Origin of the sequence: uncultured Clostridium sp. (assembly GCF_910588715.1) — a bacterium.
Classification (GTDB): domain Bacteria; phylum Bacillota; class Clostridia; order Clostridiales; family Clostridiaceae; genus Clostridium.
This window is the reverse complement of record NZ_CAJURG010000002.1, coordinates 17,348-35,722: the sequence shown is the minus strand read 5'-3', so window position 1 is coordinate 35,722 and position 18,375 is coordinate 17,348. Positions and strand designations below refer to the sequence as shown.

Sequence of the window (18,375 nt, the reverse complement as noted above, 5' to 3'; positions counted from 1 at the left end):
TTTTTAGCTTATATAAAATAATAATTTTATATATTTATAGAATATAAAAGTATATCTAAATTATAATATGTAAGATATTGTATAGATAAAAATTAGATATTATGAATAAAAAAAGTTATATAATTTAAGGTAGGGGATACCTTATGAACTTTGGTAAACTTGTTTTATTAGGAACATTGGCCAAGAAACTTGCACTTTTGTAAGTGATGAATAGTTTACGATATAAGATAGATAAATTATGAGGTGATAATTATAAAAAAGGTAAATTGTATAGAATTTCGTAATGGAAGCAGGGAAGAACTTTTTTCTAATATAAATCATGATTTTCCATATACAGCATCTTGTGCAGAGTTAGATAAATATGTAGGAAGATTTGTTCCTTGGCACTGGCATAAAGAAATAGAAATGTTTTATATAGAAAGTGGAATATTGGAGTATTATACTCCACAAGGAAAAGTAGTTTTTACTAAAGGTTCAGGAGGTATTGTAAATTCTAATGTTCTTCATATGACAAAACCCAAAAGCATAATAGAAAATAATATTCAATTTTTGCATATTTTTGATGTGGGATTCTTAAGTGGACATGAAGGTAGTAGAATAGATAAAAAATATTTTGCTCCATTTATTAATGCAACTAATATTGAAATAATACCATTGTTTCCTGATGTAAAAGAACATGTACCAATTTTAAATAAAATTTATAATTCTTTTAAAATATCTAGTAATGAATTTGGATATGAATTAAACTTACGTTCAGCTATTTGCGATATATGGTATGAAGTATTAAAACTTTTAAACAACTTATCAAATAAAGAATTTTATAACAATGATATAACAGATAAGTTAAAAATGATGATGATTTATATTCATGAACAATATTCACAAAAAATTTCTATTAAGAAAATTGCTAATTCTGCATATTTAAGTGAAAGAGAGTGTTTTAGAATGTTTAATAAGTATTTAAATATATCCCCAATACAATATTTAAAAAAATATCGCATAGAAAAGGCGTGTTTTATGTTAATAAATACTAAAGAAACTATTACTAATATAAGTTATGAATGTGGATTTGGAAGTGCTAGTTATTTTGGAAAGGTATTCAATGAACAGATAGGGTGTAATCCTTTAGAGTACAGGAAAACTTGGCAGGATAATTATATTATTAAACAGAAATAGTGTATATTAGTAAAAATTACTAAGTTATAATTATAGTTAGTATTGTGATTATAGGATAGGTGATTTTATGAAATATAAGCATATTGTTTTTGATATAGATGGAACTTTAATAGATACAGAGTATGCCATTTTACATTCATTACAAAAGACATTAGAAAAAACGCTAAATAAAAGAATAGATATTTATAATTTAAGATTTGCTTTAGGTATTCCGGGAGAAAGTACATTAGAGAAATTAGGTGTTGATAATATTTCCTTAACATTAAAGCTTTGGAATGCAAATATGAAAGAGTTTAAAGATAAAATAAATGTTTTTAAAGATATAGATTTAGTATTAAAGGCACTTAAATCAGCAGGTTATAAATTGGGAATTGTTACCTCTAAAACAAAAGAAGAGTTTATTAATGATTTTAGTTGTTTTGAAATCAATACTTATTTCGATATTGTAGTTTGTGCTGATGATACTAAAAGACGTAAACCATTTCCAGATCCACTTATTAAATATATGGAATTAGCAAAGGTTGAAAAACATGAAGTTATTTATATAGGTGACACTCAATATGATATGAATTGTGCTTATTCTTCTCAAGTTGACTTTGCATTAGCTGTTTGGGGGGCAAATGATAAATCTATAAAAGCTAATTATTACTTAAATAAACCTACTGATTTGTTAGCTGTTTTATTTTCAAATAATAACAAAGTAGATTTTCCTAAGTGGTTAAGCTGGGCTATGGAGCTTCAATTTATAGGGCAAGTTGGTTTAGAATATTCTAAGGACAGCTTTGATAGAGAAAGATTTCAAAGAATAAGAGAATTGTCGGCTGAAATATTAAGCAATTATACAGATTATAGTATTGAAAAAATAAATGATATTTTTTGTAATGAAACAGGATTTCAAACTCCTAAAATGGATACAAGAGCAGCTATTTTTAGTGATGATAAAATTTTATTAGTAAAAGAAGTAGATGGAAGATGGTCATTACCAGGTGGCTGGGTAGATGTAAATGAATCTGTATATAGTAACACTATAAAAGAAGTTAAAGAAGAAGCGGGATTAAATGTTATTCCTATAAAAATTATTGCAGTGCAGGACAGAAATAAGCATAATTATCCAGTTTATGCTTATGGAGTATGCAAAGTATTTGTACTTTGTGAAAGTAAAGGTGGGAATTTTAAGGAGAATATAGAAACTATAGATTGTAAATATTTTTCTATAGATAATCTTCCTAATTTAGCTTTGGAAAAGAATACAGTAGATCAAATAAAAATGTGTTTTGCTTCAAATTATACAGAAAAATGGGAAGCTTTATTTGATTAACTCTATAGGAAATATATGTTTATAGGACAAAAGAAAACTCAAAAAGTCGGGATGTTAATTTAAAGGAATGATAAGATTGTATTAACGAATTGACAGGGAGGATAAAAAAATATGGAGTGGATTGAAAGTATTAGAAGAGCTATTGATTATATTGAAGAAAATATTACAGAAGATTTATCTGTAAAGGACATTGCAGATAAAGTAAATATTTCACATTTTTATTTTCAAAAAGGATTTGCAATGTTATGTGGATATTCCTTAGGTGAATATATTAGAAGAAGAAAACTTACACTTGCCGGCAGTGAAGTTTTAGTTACTAATAAAAAAATAATAGACATTGCAATAAAATATGGATATGATTCTCCAGATAGCTTTACTAAGGCTTTTACTAGATTTCATGGAGTTACACCATCTGCAGTTCGTAAAGAAGGAAAAGTGATAAAATCATTTCTTCCTTTAAGAATAAAATTTTCGTTGGAGGGTGGATATATTATGGATTATAAGATTGTTGAAAAGGATGAATTTAAGGTAATAGGAGCTTATAAAAAGTTTAAATATGATTCAGCTTTTACTGATGTACCTAAGTTTTGGAATGAGCATATTTCACAAGGTAAGTTAAAAGATATATGTGGAATGTATGGAATTAATATTGACGAGAAAATGACAGGAAGTGAATTTGAATATCTTATTGCAGAAGATTATTCTAAAGAAAAAGAATACATGAATGAATATGTTGTTAAGACAATTCCTAAGTTTACATGGGCTATTTTCCCTTGTCGTGGAGCAATGCCACAATCTATTCAAAAGGTAAGTGAAAAAATATTTTCTGAGTGGTTACCAAACTGTGAGGATTATGAAATTGCTGCAGGTTATAATATAGAAATGTATAATGATCCAAGCAAATATGAAAAAGGAAATTTAGATGAAAATTATTATGCTGAAGTTTGGATTCCTATAAAGAAAAAATAAATATTGTACTATAGTTTAATAGGGGGCACTTAAACTATAGTGCAATATTAAAATTTTATAATGATAACTTTAATTTATTAATTAAAGTTGTCTTTATAAAATTTAATTAAATTAACTAATCATCTTCAATTATGAAGGAATCAAATCCTGCATCTTTCAATTTTTTAACTTCTGCTTCTGCATTTTCTCTATTTACATAACTACCAGCAACTACTCTGTATTTTATTTGTGTAGTTTGTGATTTCTTAACTTTAACAGTATTCTTAACTTGTGGTTTGTTTGCTTTATAATCAGCACCAGTTAATGCTTTGACAATAGAAGCACATATAGCTTCAAAGTTTTTATGATATAAGTCTACATCAGCCTTACTATCATAGAAACATACTTCAATAAGGATTGCAGGTTTAATTGTGTTTCTCAAAAAGTATAATCCTGTTCTTTTTTTAGGACCTCTATTTTTAAATCCACCTGCTTGTGCAATAGCAGCTGATACGTGAGAAGCTACATCAGCTCTATCATAGTAACAAACTTCTACTCCCATAGGAGCATTTGTTGTTTTATTTGCATTAAAATGCACACTTACATCAATACCATCTTTAAAGCTATTATGAAAGTTAACTATATTTGCTAGATTTTGATTTGAATTATATGAAATATCATGATACTTATAAACATCCTTATTACAAGCTTTTAGCATTTCAGCTACCCTGTCAACAACTTTTCTTGCTTCCGTTACTTCATTTACATAGCCACTAGCACCTTGACAGTTAATGCTGTGACCACTAGAGATATTAACTTGATTGAAATACAAATTTATTTACCTCCTATTTTCTTCTTATAGTTTTTGCTTTGCTATTGGTTTAAATTTATTAAATATATTGTTTATAGTGTAATATATGTTATATTACGTATAAGTGTGATAACCTAATGAGATAAATTAACAGGTATAGTCCAGAGGAGATGTATATTAAAATTTTAAATTATGTGTTTTTTATTTTAGTAAAAAATATATAATAATAATTTTAATATGAATTTCATATTATTGATAAATCATCCAAATAAAAAAGATAACAAAAAATCGATTATTGAAATTTATATTGAAAAAATAAATATTATGTCGAAAAATATATTAAATCTTAGAAAAGTATGATATAATAAAATTTGTAAAAAATAAATTAGTTAGAGGAAAGTACATATGATAAATAAGTTTGCAAAATTGTTTGTAAAGGATTTAGCAAAGTGCAACAATTATAGCGAAGTCCAACAAGAGCAAATGGTATATATATTAAAAATATTAATGTATGAGTTAATCAAACTAATAATTATTTTAATACTATTTTCATGCTTTGGATATTTTAAAGAATCTATACTAATAATGATTTTTATGATGACTACAAAGCCTTTTACAGGTGGTTATCATGAGGATAGTCAAGTAAGATGCTTTTTAGCAACGAATATAATTATTACATTAATAATTATATTATCTAAAACTACAAGCTTAAACATTATAAATTCTATAATTTTAAATTTTATAAGTATCTTTTGTATATATAACCAAGCACCGGTTATTAATGAAAAAATGCCTTTAACAAAAGAAGAACTAATAATAAAAAATAAAATTATTGGAGTTATTAATAGTTCAATATTTTTAATATTATCTATTATACTGTTTAATATTAGATGGTTTTCACAAATCATTGTTTGGACAAGTGTTGTACAAACAATGTTATTATTTAATAAATATAAAAAAGTACATGGAGGAAGATAAAATGAAATTAAAAAAAGTTATAGGAAGTTTTTTATTATTATTAGTTGGAGTATTTGTTAATGTAAATCCAAGCTCGGCGATTGGTATTGGAATAGAAGAAATGCCAGAATCTATGACAAAGTCAAGATAGGCTTATTATGGGAGTCAGTTTAAACAATGTATTAGATGTAATTAATACTATAATCCAAGTTTTAACTATGGTAGTTATAATTAATTACTGTTTAGATGATAAAAATAAAATTAGTAAGTTTAAGCAAATGCTTTTAACTGGAATTTTAAGTTTAATAGTTATTATAATAACACATTTATTTGGAAATTCATGTTTAGGATCAATTTTAACTCATTTAAGTTTAATTTTAATCGTAATTATTGTATTTAAAAAAGATGCTATAGGAGCAATAATTTCAATATCAATAATAATGTTAGCTATAGTTTTAAATGTGTTGATTATGAATATTTTATATATATTAATTTTTCATAATATAATTCCAAAGGAATATTATTATGTTTGGTTTACATTAATGTATATAGCGCAGTTTGTGATGGAAGCTTTTATTTTATTAAATAAAGAATTTATGTATAAAATTTACTTAACTATTAGAAGTAAAAAAATATCTATAATTTCAATGATAAATATTACATTAGTAATTGAATTTGCATCATCTTATCAAATGATAATTAATGATTTAGGCAATTCTAAGTATAAAAGTATTAGTTTTTTATTATTAAGTTTATTTATAATAGGAATAATATTATATTATTCTAATATTGAAAATAAATCAAAAGAAATTCTTTTATTAAATAAAGAATTAGAAGAAAAGATAAATGAATTAAAGAAGGTAAAGCATGATTATGGAGCTCAAATTTCCTATCTTTATGGAATGCACCTTATGGGGAAGTATGAAAAGTTAGGTGAATCTTTAAAAGCTATAATAAATGGTCATGAAAGTATTGTATCAGAAGTTGAAATAACAAATAATGATTCACTTATTTCAATGATAGTAAATAGTACTAAACATAAGGGTATTAATGTTATAATTGATGAACAAGCTTCCTTAGAAGATATATCTATACCTGAAATGGAAATGCAAAGAGTAATTTCGAATATATTTAAAAACTCTGTTACAGCTATGGATGAAAAGGGAGTTATTACAATTAGAACTTATTATAATATGGATAATGTTGTTATTAAAATACAAAATAATGGACCTAAAATAGAAGATGAAATAATAGGAAAAATATTTAATGCTGGATTTACAACTAAAAAAGATATTTGTAAGGATCATGGATTTGGACTAGCTATTGTTAAAGAAATAATAGAAAAACATAAGGGAAGCGTAGCAGTTGAAAGTAATACAGAAATTACTGAATTTACATTAAAAATACCTAAAAAACATTAAATATTAAATTATCTTAGCCGTGTAGGAATACTTGCATGGTTCTTTTTTTTATTTAATTATAATTTAAATAATAAAGCTATTAGGAGTTAATTTTCCTAATAGCTTTTTGCCACTTATGGATTTAAATATCTGTAAGATTAGTAATATCAAAGTTATTATTAGAAAGACTTTCAAGATTTTTATTAGAAAGACCTCCAAGAAGACCTGCAATATTACTATTGAAAAGATTATTATTAGCAAAACTATTATTTCCAAGGTTTGTGGCATTAAAATTACTATTGATGAAATTGTTATTTCCGTTATTTTTGCACCAAGCGTTATTAAATCCACTACAGCTAAATATCTTATTATAATCTCCCCAAAAACTACTAGGACCAAGACCACCACCAGCAAATAATAAAAATATTGCTAGCATGTAAAACCAAGGGCCACCAAAGGGTGAGGCATAATTGTTATAGCTATTATTACAAGAGTTGCAAAAGTTATCACAACAATTTGAGTTGTTATCACAACAGTTTCTTGACATGTATCTCATCTCCTATCTTTAGATTCTATACTATATAGTATTTATAAAAGATGAGTTTGTTTAAGATTTATTTTTTTATTTTAAGTTTTTACCTGTAAATGCTAAAGGTAAAAGCTCATCTAATGTATATTCTAAATATTCTTCTGTGCTTTTTGCAATTATTACTTTAAAAGTTTTTAAATCACAAAATTCAGCCATCACTTGTCTGCACACAGCACAAGGAGCACAAAAATCTCCTTCTCCAGCTTTTATTCCAGCTTTATTTCCTACAATTGCAATAGCAGTAAAGTTTTTTTGACCTTCAGAAATTGCTTTAAAGAAAGCTGTTCTTTCTGCACAGTTTGTTGGTGTATAAGCAGCATTTTCTATATTACAACCTTGATAAATTTCACCATTTTCACAAAGCAATGCAGCTCCTACATTAAAGTTTGAATAAGGTGTATAACAATGTTTTTGAGCATCAAATGCTTTTTCTATTAATAATTTTTTATCAATCATTAGAAAGCCTCCTAAATTATATTTAAAAATGTTTATGTAAGTTTAGTATTACTATTAGAGGAGAAATTTATATCAACAAGTTTATTTATATCTTTTACTTTTACAAATCCTTTATTATATTCAATAATATTTTCATTTTCTAATTCTTTAATAATTCGATTAATACTTCTAATGTTAGATCCTAAACCTTCCACTAATATATCTTTATGTACAGAATTTAGATTATGTTCATTTAAAAATTTCCATAAAAAGAAAAGCACTCTGTCTTTTAAATTATAAGCAATATTTGCTTTGCTATTAATAGATGTATAATACATTTTTTCGGAAAGTTCTCTATGAATATATAAGGAAAATTCACTATCGTATTTAATCCATTCTAAAAAAGATTCTTTTGAAATTTTAATTGCTTCACAGGCCTCTAAAGCTTCTACATAATTTAATATAGGCTTATTAGAAAATACTTCTAATTCGCCAAACAAATCATTTTCGCAATAAGTTCTTTCAAGATATTTAATTCCAGTAGGGGCTAGTGAATAAACCTTTACTTTTCCTTTTTTTATTATATATACAAAGTTAGGCTCTTCATTTTGTGTAAGTATTTTATCAAAAGTATTAAAGTTAACATATGTAAATTTATTTTTTATATAATCAGGACAAGTATCTAAAAAATAAGGTAAATTGTTCATTTCAAGTCTCCTTATTAGTTAAGTAAAGTAATTATATCATATTAATTTTTTTTAAAAAGAGATAAGAGAAAAAATAAGGACAAATGTCCAAGGTTTTATAAATATAGAAAAAAATATATTTATATAATAAATTAAGAATAATTAATATCGTGATAAAAGAGAGCTATATACTATTGAAACTTCTTAATCAAATAGAAGGAAGCTCTCTTTTATTATTATAATTTTTATTTTTAAGTTATATAAAATATTGTTTTAATAAATGTAGCTTTTACTATACTATATTATCGATTCCATTTACATTAGCTTGTTCATTTTCATCTACAGGAATTACTAAGTATTTTTTCCCATCAATTATTTGTGACTTTATTTGAGGTACCTTTTCAGGTTTTACTTTTAATACAATATCATAATTTTCATTTGTATTTTCTTCTAAATCAATATTATTAGAATCAATTTCTATAGCAGCTTCATTTTCTAATTCTAAGGAATTTTCATTAGCTTCTAAATCTGATAAAGAAGCTTTGCTTACTCTTTCAAGTTTATTTTCAAGTATTTTTACTTGCTTTTCTAGCATTTCTTCTTTTTTCTTCTGGGCTTTTTTTGCAAGAGCTTTATTATCTATTAATATATCTGCAACAGGAGGGGTATCTCCAAAGCTTTCTGTATAAGATTTTTCTATTTTAGTAGTAACATCTTCAGGAACACCACTTACAGATAATATTTCTTGAACAACATCATTAGTTAAAACTATTGGAACCTCAGATTCTTCATAAATACTATTATGTTCCTCAATTTTATTATTTAAGCTTTCTTGAATCTCCATAAAGAAATGGTCAGATTTTTTTTCATCTGGGCCAAGAGCATCACGGATAATATCATTAAATACTTCTTTTTGCTCTGTATTAGTTTGTTTTGCTGGACAACCCAAAACATCTTCCATTAATTCAGGATGTGTATCTTTAGCATTTTTAGTATAATACATAACAGAATTAACATCAGAACTACGATTTATAAAGGCTGGGAATACAAATCCATTGCTTGGTGCTTCAACAACCCAATCTCTTACACGAGATTTAATTTCATTTTCTTGTTCAAAATATCTAAGTCCTGCTTTAGATAGTTCAACTGGACATATAGCACAAAGAATATATTCATAAACTTCTTCAGATTCATCTAATTTTATATTATCTTTAGTTTTAGTAATAACATCATAAGCATCATGGAATATAAGTATTAAAAAGTTTCCAGTATAATCATAGTTTTCTATGATTGAATTAAAAAATTCATCAACTAAGGCATCATCTTTTAATCCACTATTTTTTAATTTCATAAATGAAAGTTGCTTTTCATTTATATGTTCTTCGTTAAGTTCAAAATTAAGCTCTAAAATATTGTTTCCAATAGTTCCAGATAAAACTTTCTTTGCAATTTCTAAATATTTAAAATAATCATCTTCTTCTAAATTTAAAAATGTTTCTCTAAATTTTAATAAAATATTTTTTTCACCATTAACATAACAACCACACATTTTTGTAAAAGTACAATGGTCTTTTTTAAAACGCTTTTTTAATTCTAATATATCTTTTTTTCTCATATATAATCCTTTCAATGTAAATTTTATATATTTTATATAACAAAATATATTAATAATATAAGTATAAGGGTCTATAAGTGCCTCTGCAATAATGAAATAATTTATTAAAATATTGTTGACCTTAACGTTACGTTATAGATTATAGTTATATATGTAGTAGGAAAAATTTATTTATAGCTATAAAAAATTAAAGTATCTACTAAGATTTACAAAAAGGGGCTTAAAGATGAAGATAAGTAAACTTGCAAAATTAAGTGGAGTTACGATAAGAACGCTTCATTATTATGATGAAATTGGACTTTTAAAGCCAAGCAATGTTACGGAAGCTGGATATAGATTGTATTCTATTGAGGACTTAGAAAAGTTGCAACAAATATTATTTTTTAGAGAGCTGGATTTTCCATTAAATGAAATAAAGGAAATAATTCTGAATCCTAATTATGATAAGCTTGAGGCATTAAATAATCATAAAAAATTGTTAATTGAAAAAAGAAAAAGGATAGATGGATTAATTGAGTTAATTAATAAAAGTATAAAAGGAGATAAAGAAATGAGCTTTAAAGAATTTGATAATAGTAAAATTGAAGAAAATAAAAGAAAATATGCAGAGGAAGTTAAAAATCGTTGGGGTAATACTAAGGCGTATAAAAGCTATGAAGAAAAGACTAAAAATTATGATGAAAATTCATGGAATACAATTAATAAGGGAATGGAAGAAATATTAAAAGAATTTGCAGAAAATAGAGATAAAGATGTAAATAGTGATATTGTACAAAGCTTAGTTGAAAAATTAAAAGATTATATAACATTAAACTTTTATGATTGTACAAAGGAAATTTTAAGTGGTTTAGGATTAATGTATGTAGGTGATGAAAGATTTAAAAACAATATAGAAAGGTTTGGGGAGGGAACTGCAAATTTTATGTCAAAGGCAATTGCAGTATATTGCTCAAAGTAAAGCTTATAAAAATTAAGAAATGGTTTAAAACAGTTATAATTAAAGAGTGAGAGATATTAGTTTAAAATAAAGTTTAGAATTATAAGTTTTAAAGGGTAGCAGGATAAATATTAACTTCAAAATATATTATATTAATTGTTAAGGTAGATTAAAGGGTGTTTGGCTGATATAATATCTTTTAGAATATTTACAAATGAGGAGCAAGTTAAATGAAATATTATTTAGCACCAATGGAAGGAATTACATGGCATGTATATAGAAATGCTTACAAAAAATATTTTGATAATATAGATAAATACTTTACACCCTTTATTGTACCTAATCAAAGTTTAAGTCTTAAAACTAAGGAACTTAGAGATTTATTACCAGAAAATAATTTAGGTTTAAATATAGTTCCACAAATATTAACTAATGATGCAGAAGGATTTATATTAACTGCAAATAAGTTAAAGCAATTAGGATATGGTGAAATTAATTTAAATTTAGGATGTCCAGCAGGAACTGTTGTTTCAAAAAAGAGAGGGTCAGGATTTCTTGCCTTTAAAGATGAATTAGATAAATTTTTAGATGAAATATATAAGACCTGTGATATAAAAATATCAGTAAAAACTAGATTAGGAAAAGATTCACCAGAGGAATTTTATAAGCTTATTGAAATTTATAATAAATATCCTATTGAAGAGCTTATAATTCACCCTAGAACAAGAGAAGATTTTTATGGAAATACACCTAATTTAAAAATCTTTAAAGAGGCATTAACTTTAAGTAAACATTCTATATGTTATAATGGCGATATTTTTACTGCTAGTAATTATAATGATATAGCAGATAAGTTTAAAGAAATAGATAAGGTTATGCTTGGAAGAGGGATATTAGCTAATCCAGGGTTAATTGGTGAAATTAAGGAAAATAAATTCTTAACAAAAGAAACCTTAAAGGATTTCCATGATGAACTTTTTGAAAATTATACAATTCTTTTAAATGAAGATAAAAATGCAATGTATAGAATGAAAGAGCTTTGGGGATATATGTCTCATATATTTACAAATAATAAAAAGTATTATAAAAAAATTAAAAAGGCTCAAAAGGCAAAAGATTATAAAGAAGCTGTTTCAAGATTATTTGAGGAACAAGAAATTATAAAAGATGCAGGGCTTTTTACTAATGAATAATTAGATATATTAAACAATCGTTTATATATCATATAAATAAAAACTATCTATTAATAATAGAATAAAAATAGCTATATCATAATTTAATTATGATATAGCTATTTTTTTAGATTTTAATATTAATTCATATATTTGTTTATAAAGTTATTTACAGTATTCCAATAAGTTTCAGGGTCTACTTCTGAAGCTTTAGCATGTTCTGCACCTTTGATTGTTAACATCTCTTTTTCAGAGCTTGTTGCCTTATAAAGTTCTTCCATCATATAATAAGGAACAAAATCATCTTTATCTCCATGAATATATAAAATTGGAGTTTTAGAATTTTTAACTTGCTCTAAAGAGGAAGCTTCCCCTAAGAAATAACCAGCTCTTATTTTTGCTACCATAGACGAAACATTAAGTATTGGGAACTCAGGCAGAGAAAATAAATCATCTAATTGATATGCAAATTCATCCCAAACAGATGTATAACCACAATCTGCAACTATTGCCTTTACATTAGAAGGAATTTCTTCACCAGAAGTCATTAATACTGTAGCAGCTCCCATAGAAACTCCATGAAGTATTATTTCAGCATTAGGATTTTCATTTAATATATAATTTATCCATGAAATAATATCTAATCTATCATCCCAGCCCATTCCGATATAATTACCTTCACTTAATCCATGAGCTCTTAAATCTGGAATAAGTACATTATAACCATTATCATAATAATGCTTAGCATATGTGCTCATGTTTATTCCTTCACTTGTATAACCATGTACAGCAATTACCCATTTATTAGAATTATTTTGATTTGTAACTTTATAGCTGTGAAGCTTTAATTTATCAGAAGAAGTTATGTATTCATCAGTATAGTTTGAATCATTTAATAACCATGCAACATCAGAATCTAAAACTTGTCCGCTTGTTGCTTCGGCTTCTTCTGGAGTACCAAAAACTATATCCTTTGGTGTATTTGGATTTAAAGCTAAGTTATAAAAATAATTTCCTACAAAGCCTAGAGATATTCCAAAAATAATTATAATAACACTTAAAAATATTCCTAAAATTTTCTTAATCTTCATTTTTAATCTCCTTTATATATATTTTTAATAAAATAGTTTGAAAGTCAAAATTGTTTTTAAAATAATTTTATCATAATTTTTTTTAAATTAATATAGGCATCTTCGATTTTTTTTGGTAAAAAATAATTTTGACTATATCGAAAAAACATATATAATTAAAATAAGCGATTTTTTTTGTAAAATATAATACGGGGTGACATAAATTAAATGGAATGTAAAAATAAACTTCAAGAAGAAATAACGAAGGCTGATAATAAGGTAGTTGAAAAAATGTGGAAAAACATAGATGAAGATTGCACTTTAAAAGCTTTCTTAGAAAAAATGACTAAAGATGAATTAGTTAAAATAGCAAAGAAATATTCAGTAAGAGGTATTACAACATTAAAGAAAGCTGATGCAGTTGAAAAAATGGTTACTGTAATTTTAGAAAATACTAAAATTGCTTTAGAGTTAATGGAAGAAAATTCTTTAAAATACATAGAAGAATTAACTAAAATAACTGGACTTAAAAAGTATGAATGTACTGATATGATGTACATTAATTATTTAAGAAATAGAGGTTTAGCTTTTTCAGGATTAAAAAATGATGAAGCATTTGTAGTTATGCCAAAAGAATTAAAGAGCATAATTAGTGAGCAATTAAATAAAGAATTAAAAGATAGGGCTAGATTAAACGAAGAAGTAATAAAATCTATTTCAGGAATGGTTTATTACTATGGTGTTTGTAAATTTGACTTTATAATATCTAATGTAAAAAACATATTTGGAACAAGCCTTGAGGAAGAGTACATAAAAGCATTAATAACAAACGGGGAAGAGCTTGGTTATGATTATGTTATTGATGGAGACATGCTTTGCAATATAGATGTTGAAGATGCAGAAAAAATATTAAAGCTTCAAGAAGAATGTAAAAATAATTACTATAAATTTGATAAAAAATCATTAATAAAAGCTGGTAAAGTTGATTTTGTTGAAGAAAATAAACAAAGAACTAAATTAGAAAGAGTTCTTGGAGAATTATTTGTTATTGATAAAAATATATTAAAAGAAGAGATGGAAGGCTTTATGATTGCTATAAAAAATGAAGTAGAAAAATCAGAAGCCATAGATACCTTCTTACAAGCGTATCAATTACAATCAGGTGAAGAAAAAGACATTTTTGTATATGAATTAGAAGTTCTTGCAAAGAGCATTAGAAAATGGTCTTTAAAAGGATTTACAGAAGATGAAATACAAAAAGAAAATTCTAGAGTTGTTAATGATGTTAAAATAGGTAGAAACGACCCATGTATATGTGGTAGTGGAAAGAAATACAAAAAATGTTGTGGATAAATTAATTATTTAAAAAGGGGTGTAAATTTTACATTCCTTTTTAATTTAATAAGACTTTTTATATTAGCTTTGTGAGAAAATTTAGAAGTTTTAAGTGATAAATAATTTTAAATAATACTGGATAAAATGTATTGATATATTTTATAATAATACTATATTTTTAATTTTTTTTGGGAGAGTGAAACCAATGATGCGCAAAGAGTCTGAAGACGTTTTAAATATGTTGTTAGTAAAGCTGTTTAATGATATTTTAAAGATTGAAGCAGCTGCAATAAAACAAGGTGAATTTAGTGATTTATCTGTGACTGAAAATCATATCATTGAAGCTATTGGAAAAGATAGAGAAATGACTATGACAGAAGTAGCAAAACAATTAGAAATAACAGTAGGAACTTTAACTACTGCTATAAACAGGTTAATAAAAAAGGAATACGTTGAAAGAAGAAGAATAGAAGAAGATAGAAGAGTAGTTTTAATAAAACTAACAAACAGAGGAGAAAGAGCATTTGATTGTCATGCAAAATTCCATGAAGATATGATAGAAAGTATAATAAAAGAGCTTCCGGAAAATGAAGAGGTTATACTTATAACAGCATTAAAGAAAATGACTAACTTTTTTGAAGAAAAATATAATTTACTAGGTTAATTTATATGTAAAGTAAAGCATAATTAATATTATTAAGAAAAAATATTAAAAACATAGGAGATTAGTATAAAGCTTTTATACTAATCTTTTTTAATATCTTGAATAGTATAAAAATGAAATATTTACAATATATACAAAATATGATAATATGAATAATAACAATTTACTAAAATAACTCAATTTTTAGTAATAAAATATAATCAAATAATATTAGTTTTAAATAAAAGAAAAGTATTATTTTTTTAGCTTAATAATAAATAAGGGGGCAATATAAAATTTTGAGTTATTTTAAATTTGGGGGGAATTGAATATGGTAGGAAAGAAAAAGCTAGCACTAATTTTAAGCGGGATTTTAGTTGTTACAGGATTAGTTTCTTGCGGAAAAGCAAAAGATTCTAATGGAACTGAAGAAGCTAAAAATATTTATACAATTGGGATAAATCAATTAGTTCAACATGATGCTTTAGATGCCTCTAGAGAAGGGTTTTTAGAAGGATTAAAAGAAAAGGGATTTGAAGAGGGAAAAAATTTAAAAGTTGATTATCAAAATGCTCAAGGAGATATATCAATTGCTAAAACTATTTCAGATCAATTTGTTACATCTAAGGTAGATATGATATTTTCTATAGCGACATCAAGTCTGCAAGCATCATATAATGCTACAAAGGATATTCCAATAGTTTTTACAGCAGTAACAGACCCAATAGAAGCAGGAGTAGCTAAAAGCTTTGAAAGTTCAGGTACTAATGTTACAGGAACTTCAGATATGGTATCTATGGAAGAACAATTAGATTTATTAACAAATTTAGTTAAAGATATAAAGACATTAGGTGTAGTGTATAATTCATCAGAAGCCAATTCCTTAGCTCAAGTTCAAGAGCTTAAAAAAGAAGCAAGTAAAAGAGGAATAAATATTAAGGAAATATCAGTTACAACTGTTAATGAAGTAAATCAAAACTTAAATGCAGCAATAGGTTCAATAGATGCTTTATATGCACCAACAGATAATACAGTAGCTTCAGCTTACGACTTAGTGGGAAATATATGTGTAAGTAAAAATATTCCTATGTTATGTGGAGAAGAAGCAGGAGTTCCAAAGGGGGGACTTTGTTCTATTGGTATAGATTATTTTAAGTTAGGAAAAGAAGCAGGATATAAGGCAGCAGAAATTTTAAATGGAGCAAAACCAAGTGATATTGAAATAACTACTTTAAGTGATATGTCTATTACTATTAACACAGATGTAGCAGAAAAGTTAAATATAGAAATTCCAGAAGATATTAATGCAAAAGCACTTAAAGTAACTGGAGGGGTTGAATAGTGGATGTAATACTTAATGCTTTAGAACAAGGATTACTATTTGCATTAGTAGCTATGGGAGTTTATATAACATATAAAATATTAGACTTTCCAGACCTTTCAGTTGATGGAACATTTCCACTAGGAGCGTCAATTTCAGCTGCTATGTTAGTTCAAGGAGTAAATCCATGGGTTACTATATTAGTTGCTACATTAGGTGGAGCTTGTGCTGGTGCAATAACTGGCTTTTTACATGTGAAGTTAAAAATAAGCAATTTAATGTCAGGTATATTAGTAATGATGGGATTATACTCAGTAAATTTAAGAATCATGGGAAAGTCAAATATACCATTATTTAATACTAATCATATTTTTAAAAATCCTTTTATTAATTCAATATTTATTATCTTAGCAATAGTAGTTGTGATAAAAATAATTTTAGATTTATTTTTAAAAACAAAAACAGGATTTTTATTAGTTGCAGTTGGTGATAATGAACAAGTTGTATCATCATTAGGAGTTAATAAGAACATAATTAAAGTTTTAGGATTATCAATAAGTAATGCTTTAGTGGCATTATCAGGTGCTTTAACAGCTCAAAACCAAGGATTTTCAGATGTTACAATGGGAACAGGAATTGTGGTAATGGGTCTTGCAGCGGTAATAATAGGAACATCTATATTTGGAAAATTAAGCATTATAAAGGTTACAACACTATCAATATTTGGTGCAATAATATATAAATTAGTTGTAGCAGTAGCCTTATGGATGAAGTTAAATCCTAATGACTTAAAAATATTAACAGCTATATTAGTTGCTATGGCATTAGCATCTAATAGTGATGCATTTAAAATAAAAAATAAAAGAAAAATATCAAGTAATAATGGTGAGGGTGGTGAAGAAAATGCTGAAGATTCAAGGGCTATGCAAAGTATTTAATCCTAACACCATAAGTGAAAATAAAGTTTTTGATAATTTTAATATAGAAGTAAATAAAGATGAGTTTATAACAATAATAGGGTCAAATGGTGCAGGTAAATCAACTTTGTTAAATTTAATTAGTGGAAATATACCTATAGATTCAGGAAAAATACTTTTAGATGGAAAAGATGTTTCTTTTAAAGAAGAATATGCTAGAGCAAAAGAAATTGGACGAGTTTATCAAAATCCATCAATAGGTGTATCACCTAATATGACCATTTTAGAAAATTTATCTTTAGCAGATAATAAAGGGAAGTCTTATGGACTTTCTTTTGGAATTAATAAAAAGAGAATAGAGTATTATAAAGAGTTACTTGTTAAGCTTGATTTAGGTCTTGAAAATAAACTTTATAATAAAGTAACACTATTATCAGGAGGACAGCGTCAAGCATTAACACTTATGATGGCAGTTATGTCAGATCCAAAGCTATTATTATTAGATGAACATACAGCAGCATTAGACCCTAAAACTTCAGCTAAAATAATGGACATTACTCAAGAGGTAATAAAAGAAAATAATATTACTACTTTAATGGTAACTCATAATATGAAGCAAGCATTAGAATATGGTAATAGATTGCTTATGATGCATGAAGGAAAAGTACTTTTTGATATTAAAGAAAAAGAAAAATCAGAATTGACAACGGAAAAATTAATGGAGATGTTTAGCAACGCTAATGTTATTGATGAAGTAAGCGATAGGAGTTTATTAACATCATTAGCATAGCATAATCAATAAAAAAATTGAAATTTAAATTACTCCTAAAAATTTATTGAGTAATTCTAAATTTCAATTTTTTTATATAAAATAAATATTAAATTAAACATTGTTATTAATATAACAATAGAAGAATAAAGTTAAAAAATATACAATTTAGTCGAATAAAAAATGTAAAAAAGTATTAACAGTTAAAATAAATGTTGGAAATTTTAAAAAAATTAAGAAAAAATCTAAAACCTATGTAAATGTTATCATAATTGA

At 25.6% G+C, this 18,375-nt stretch carries 19 protein-coding genes; 13 read left to right on the top strand and 6 right to left on the bottom strand.

The window, feature by feature from the left end:
- The first annotated feature begins 243 nt into the window (after positions 1-243).
- From QZ321_RS04830 to QZ321_RS04820, 3 genes are all read left to right on the top strand, one after another.
- The gene (locus tag QZ321_RS04830; RefSeq protein ID WP_366512896.1) at positions 244-1,176 is read left to right on the top strand and encodes a helix-turn-helix domain-containing protein; all 933 of its coding nucleotides are present in this window, start codon (positions 244-246) and stop codon (positions 1,174-1,176) included.
- 67 nt (positions 1,177-1,243) lie between these two features.
- Positions 1,244-2,494: an NUDIX hydrolase N-terminal domain-containing protein gene (locus tag QZ321_RS04825; RefSeq protein WP_291745909.1), complete on the top strand. Its 1,251-nt coding sequence runs from the start codon at positions 1,244-1,246 to the stop codon at positions 2,492-2,494.
- Positions 2,495-2,605: 111 nt separating this feature from the next.
- Positions 2,606-3,463, top strand: a complete 858-nt coding sequence (locus tag QZ321_RS04820) for an AraC family transcriptional regulator (RefSeq protein ID WP_291745912.1) — start codon at positions 2,606-2,608, stop codon at positions 3,461-3,463.
- Positions 3,464-3,578: 115 nt separating this feature from the next.
- Here the strand turns inward: QZ321_RS04820 and QZ321_RS04815 are convergent, their stop codons facing one another.
- Entirely contained in the window at positions 3,579-4,274 is a 696-nt protein-coding gene (locus QZ321_RS04815; protein WP_291745915.1) for an N-acetylmuramoyl-L-alanine amidase, read from the bottom strand.
- 384 nt (positions 4,275-4,658) lie between these two features.
- Between QZ321_RS04815 and QZ321_RS04810 the strand changes: the two genes are divergently transcribed.
- From QZ321_RS04810 to QZ321_RS04800, 3 genes are read left to right on the top strand one after another with little or no spacing between them, the layout of a single operon-like run.
- A complete protein-coding gene (locus QZ321_RS04810) occupies positions 4,659-5,231 on the top strand; it encodes an accessory gene regulator B family protein (protein ID WP_291745918.1) in 573 nt (190 codons plus the stop codon).
- A gap of 1 nt (position 5,232) precedes the next feature.
- Complete coding sequence (locus QZ321_RS04805; RefSeq protein ID WP_291745922.1) at positions 5,233-5,361, top strand: hypothetical protein; 129 nt, start codon at positions 5,233-5,235, stop codon at positions 5,359-5,361.
- A gap of 7 nt (positions 5,362-5,368) precedes the next feature.
- Positions 5,369-6,631, top strand: a complete 1,263-nt coding sequence (locus QZ321_RS04800) for an ATP-binding protein (RefSeq protein ID WP_291745926.1) — start codon at positions 5,369-5,371, stop codon at positions 6,629-6,631.
- 121 nt (positions 6,632-6,752) lie between these two features.
- Here the strand turns inward: QZ321_RS04800 and QZ321_RS04795 are convergent, their stop codons facing one another.
- The 4 genes from QZ321_RS04795 to QZ321_RS04780 form a co-directional block, all read right to left on the bottom strand.
- Entirely contained in the window at positions 6,753-7,157 is a 405-nt protein-coding gene (locus QZ321_RS04795; protein ID WP_291745929.1) for a hypothetical protein, read from the bottom strand.
- Between the two features lie 75 nt (positions 7,158-7,232).
- Positions 7,233-7,655 (bottom strand): cytidine deaminase, encoded by a 423-nt coding sequence (locus tag QZ321_RS04790; RefSeq protein ID WP_291739997.1) that lies wholly within the window; start codon positions 7,653-7,655, stop codon positions 7,233-7,235.
- A 32-nt stretch (positions 7,656-7,687) separates the two neighbouring features.
- A complete protein-coding gene (locus QZ321_RS04785; RefSeq protein WP_291745932.1) occupies positions 7,688-8,341 on the bottom strand; it encodes a Crp/Fnr family transcriptional regulator in 654 nt (217 codons plus the stop codon).
- Positions 8,342-8,612: 271 nt separating this feature from the next.
- A complete protein-coding gene (locus QZ321_RS04780; protein WP_291745934.1) occupies positions 8,613-9,935 on the bottom strand; it encodes a DUF4317 domain-containing protein in 1,323 nt (440 codons plus the stop codon).
- A gap of 226 nt (positions 9,936-10,161) precedes the next feature.
- On the opposite strand from QZ321_RS04780, the gene QZ321_RS04775 reads away from it, so the two are divergent.
- Both QZ321_RS04775 and QZ321_RS04770 read left to right on the top strand, forming a co-directional pair.
- On the top strand, positions 10,162-10,893 hold the full coding sequence (locus QZ321_RS04775; RefSeq protein WP_291745936.1) for a MerR family transcriptional regulator: 732 nt from the start codon (positions 10,162-10,164) through the stop codon (positions 10,891-10,893).
- 209 nt (positions 10,894-11,102) lie between these two features.
- Positions 11,103-12,065, top strand: coding sequence for a tRNA-dihydrouridine synthase family protein (locus tag QZ321_RS04770; protein ID WP_291745939.1), 963 nt, complete (start codon positions 11,103-11,105; stop codon positions 12,063-12,065).
- Positions 12,066-12,184: 119 nt separating this feature from the next.
- Here QZ321_RS04770 and QZ321_RS04765 read toward each other — a convergent pair whose 3' ends face one another.
- The gene (locus QZ321_RS04765) at positions 12,185-13,135 is read right to left on the bottom strand and encodes an alpha/beta hydrolase (RefSeq protein ID WP_291745941.1); all 951 of its coding nucleotides are present in this window, start codon (positions 13,133-13,135) and stop codon (positions 12,185-12,187) included.
- A gap of 207 nt (positions 13,136-13,342) precedes the next feature.
- Here QZ321_RS04765 and QZ321_RS04760 point away from each other — a divergent pair, with 207 nt between their 5' ends.
- From QZ321_RS04760 to QZ321_RS04740, 5 genes are all read left to right on the top strand, one after another.
- A complete protein-coding gene (locus QZ321_RS04760; RefSeq protein WP_291745943.1) occupies positions 13,343-14,467 on the top strand; it encodes an SEC-C metal-binding domain-containing protein in 1,125 nt (374 codons plus the stop codon).
- Positions 14,468-14,654: 187 nt separating this feature from the next.
- Positions 14,655-15,113, top strand: coding sequence for a MarR family winged helix-turn-helix transcriptional regulator (locus QZ321_RS04755; protein WP_291745947.1), 459 nt, complete (start codon positions 14,655-14,657; stop codon positions 15,111-15,113).
- A gap of 310 nt (positions 15,114-15,423) precedes the next feature.
- Positions 15,424-16,434: an ABC transporter substrate-binding protein gene (locus QZ321_RS04750; protein WP_291745950.1), complete on the top strand. Its 1,011-nt coding sequence runs from the start codon at positions 15,424-15,426 to the stop codon at positions 16,432-16,434.
- Entirely contained in the window at positions 16,434-17,351 is a 918-nt protein-coding gene (locus QZ321_RS04745) for an ABC transporter permease (protein WP_291745952.1), read from the top strand. Before QZ321_RS04750 ends, QZ321_RS04745 begins: the two co-directional genes overlap by 1 nt.
- Positions 17,317-18,120 (top strand): ATP-binding cassette domain-containing protein, encoded by an 804-nt coding sequence (locus QZ321_RS04740; RefSeq protein ID WP_291745955.1) that lies wholly within the window; start codon positions 17,317-17,319, stop codon positions 18,118-18,120. Before QZ321_RS04745 ends, QZ321_RS04740 begins: the two co-directional genes overlap by 35 nt.
- Positions 18,121-18,375: the final 255 nt, after the last annotated feature.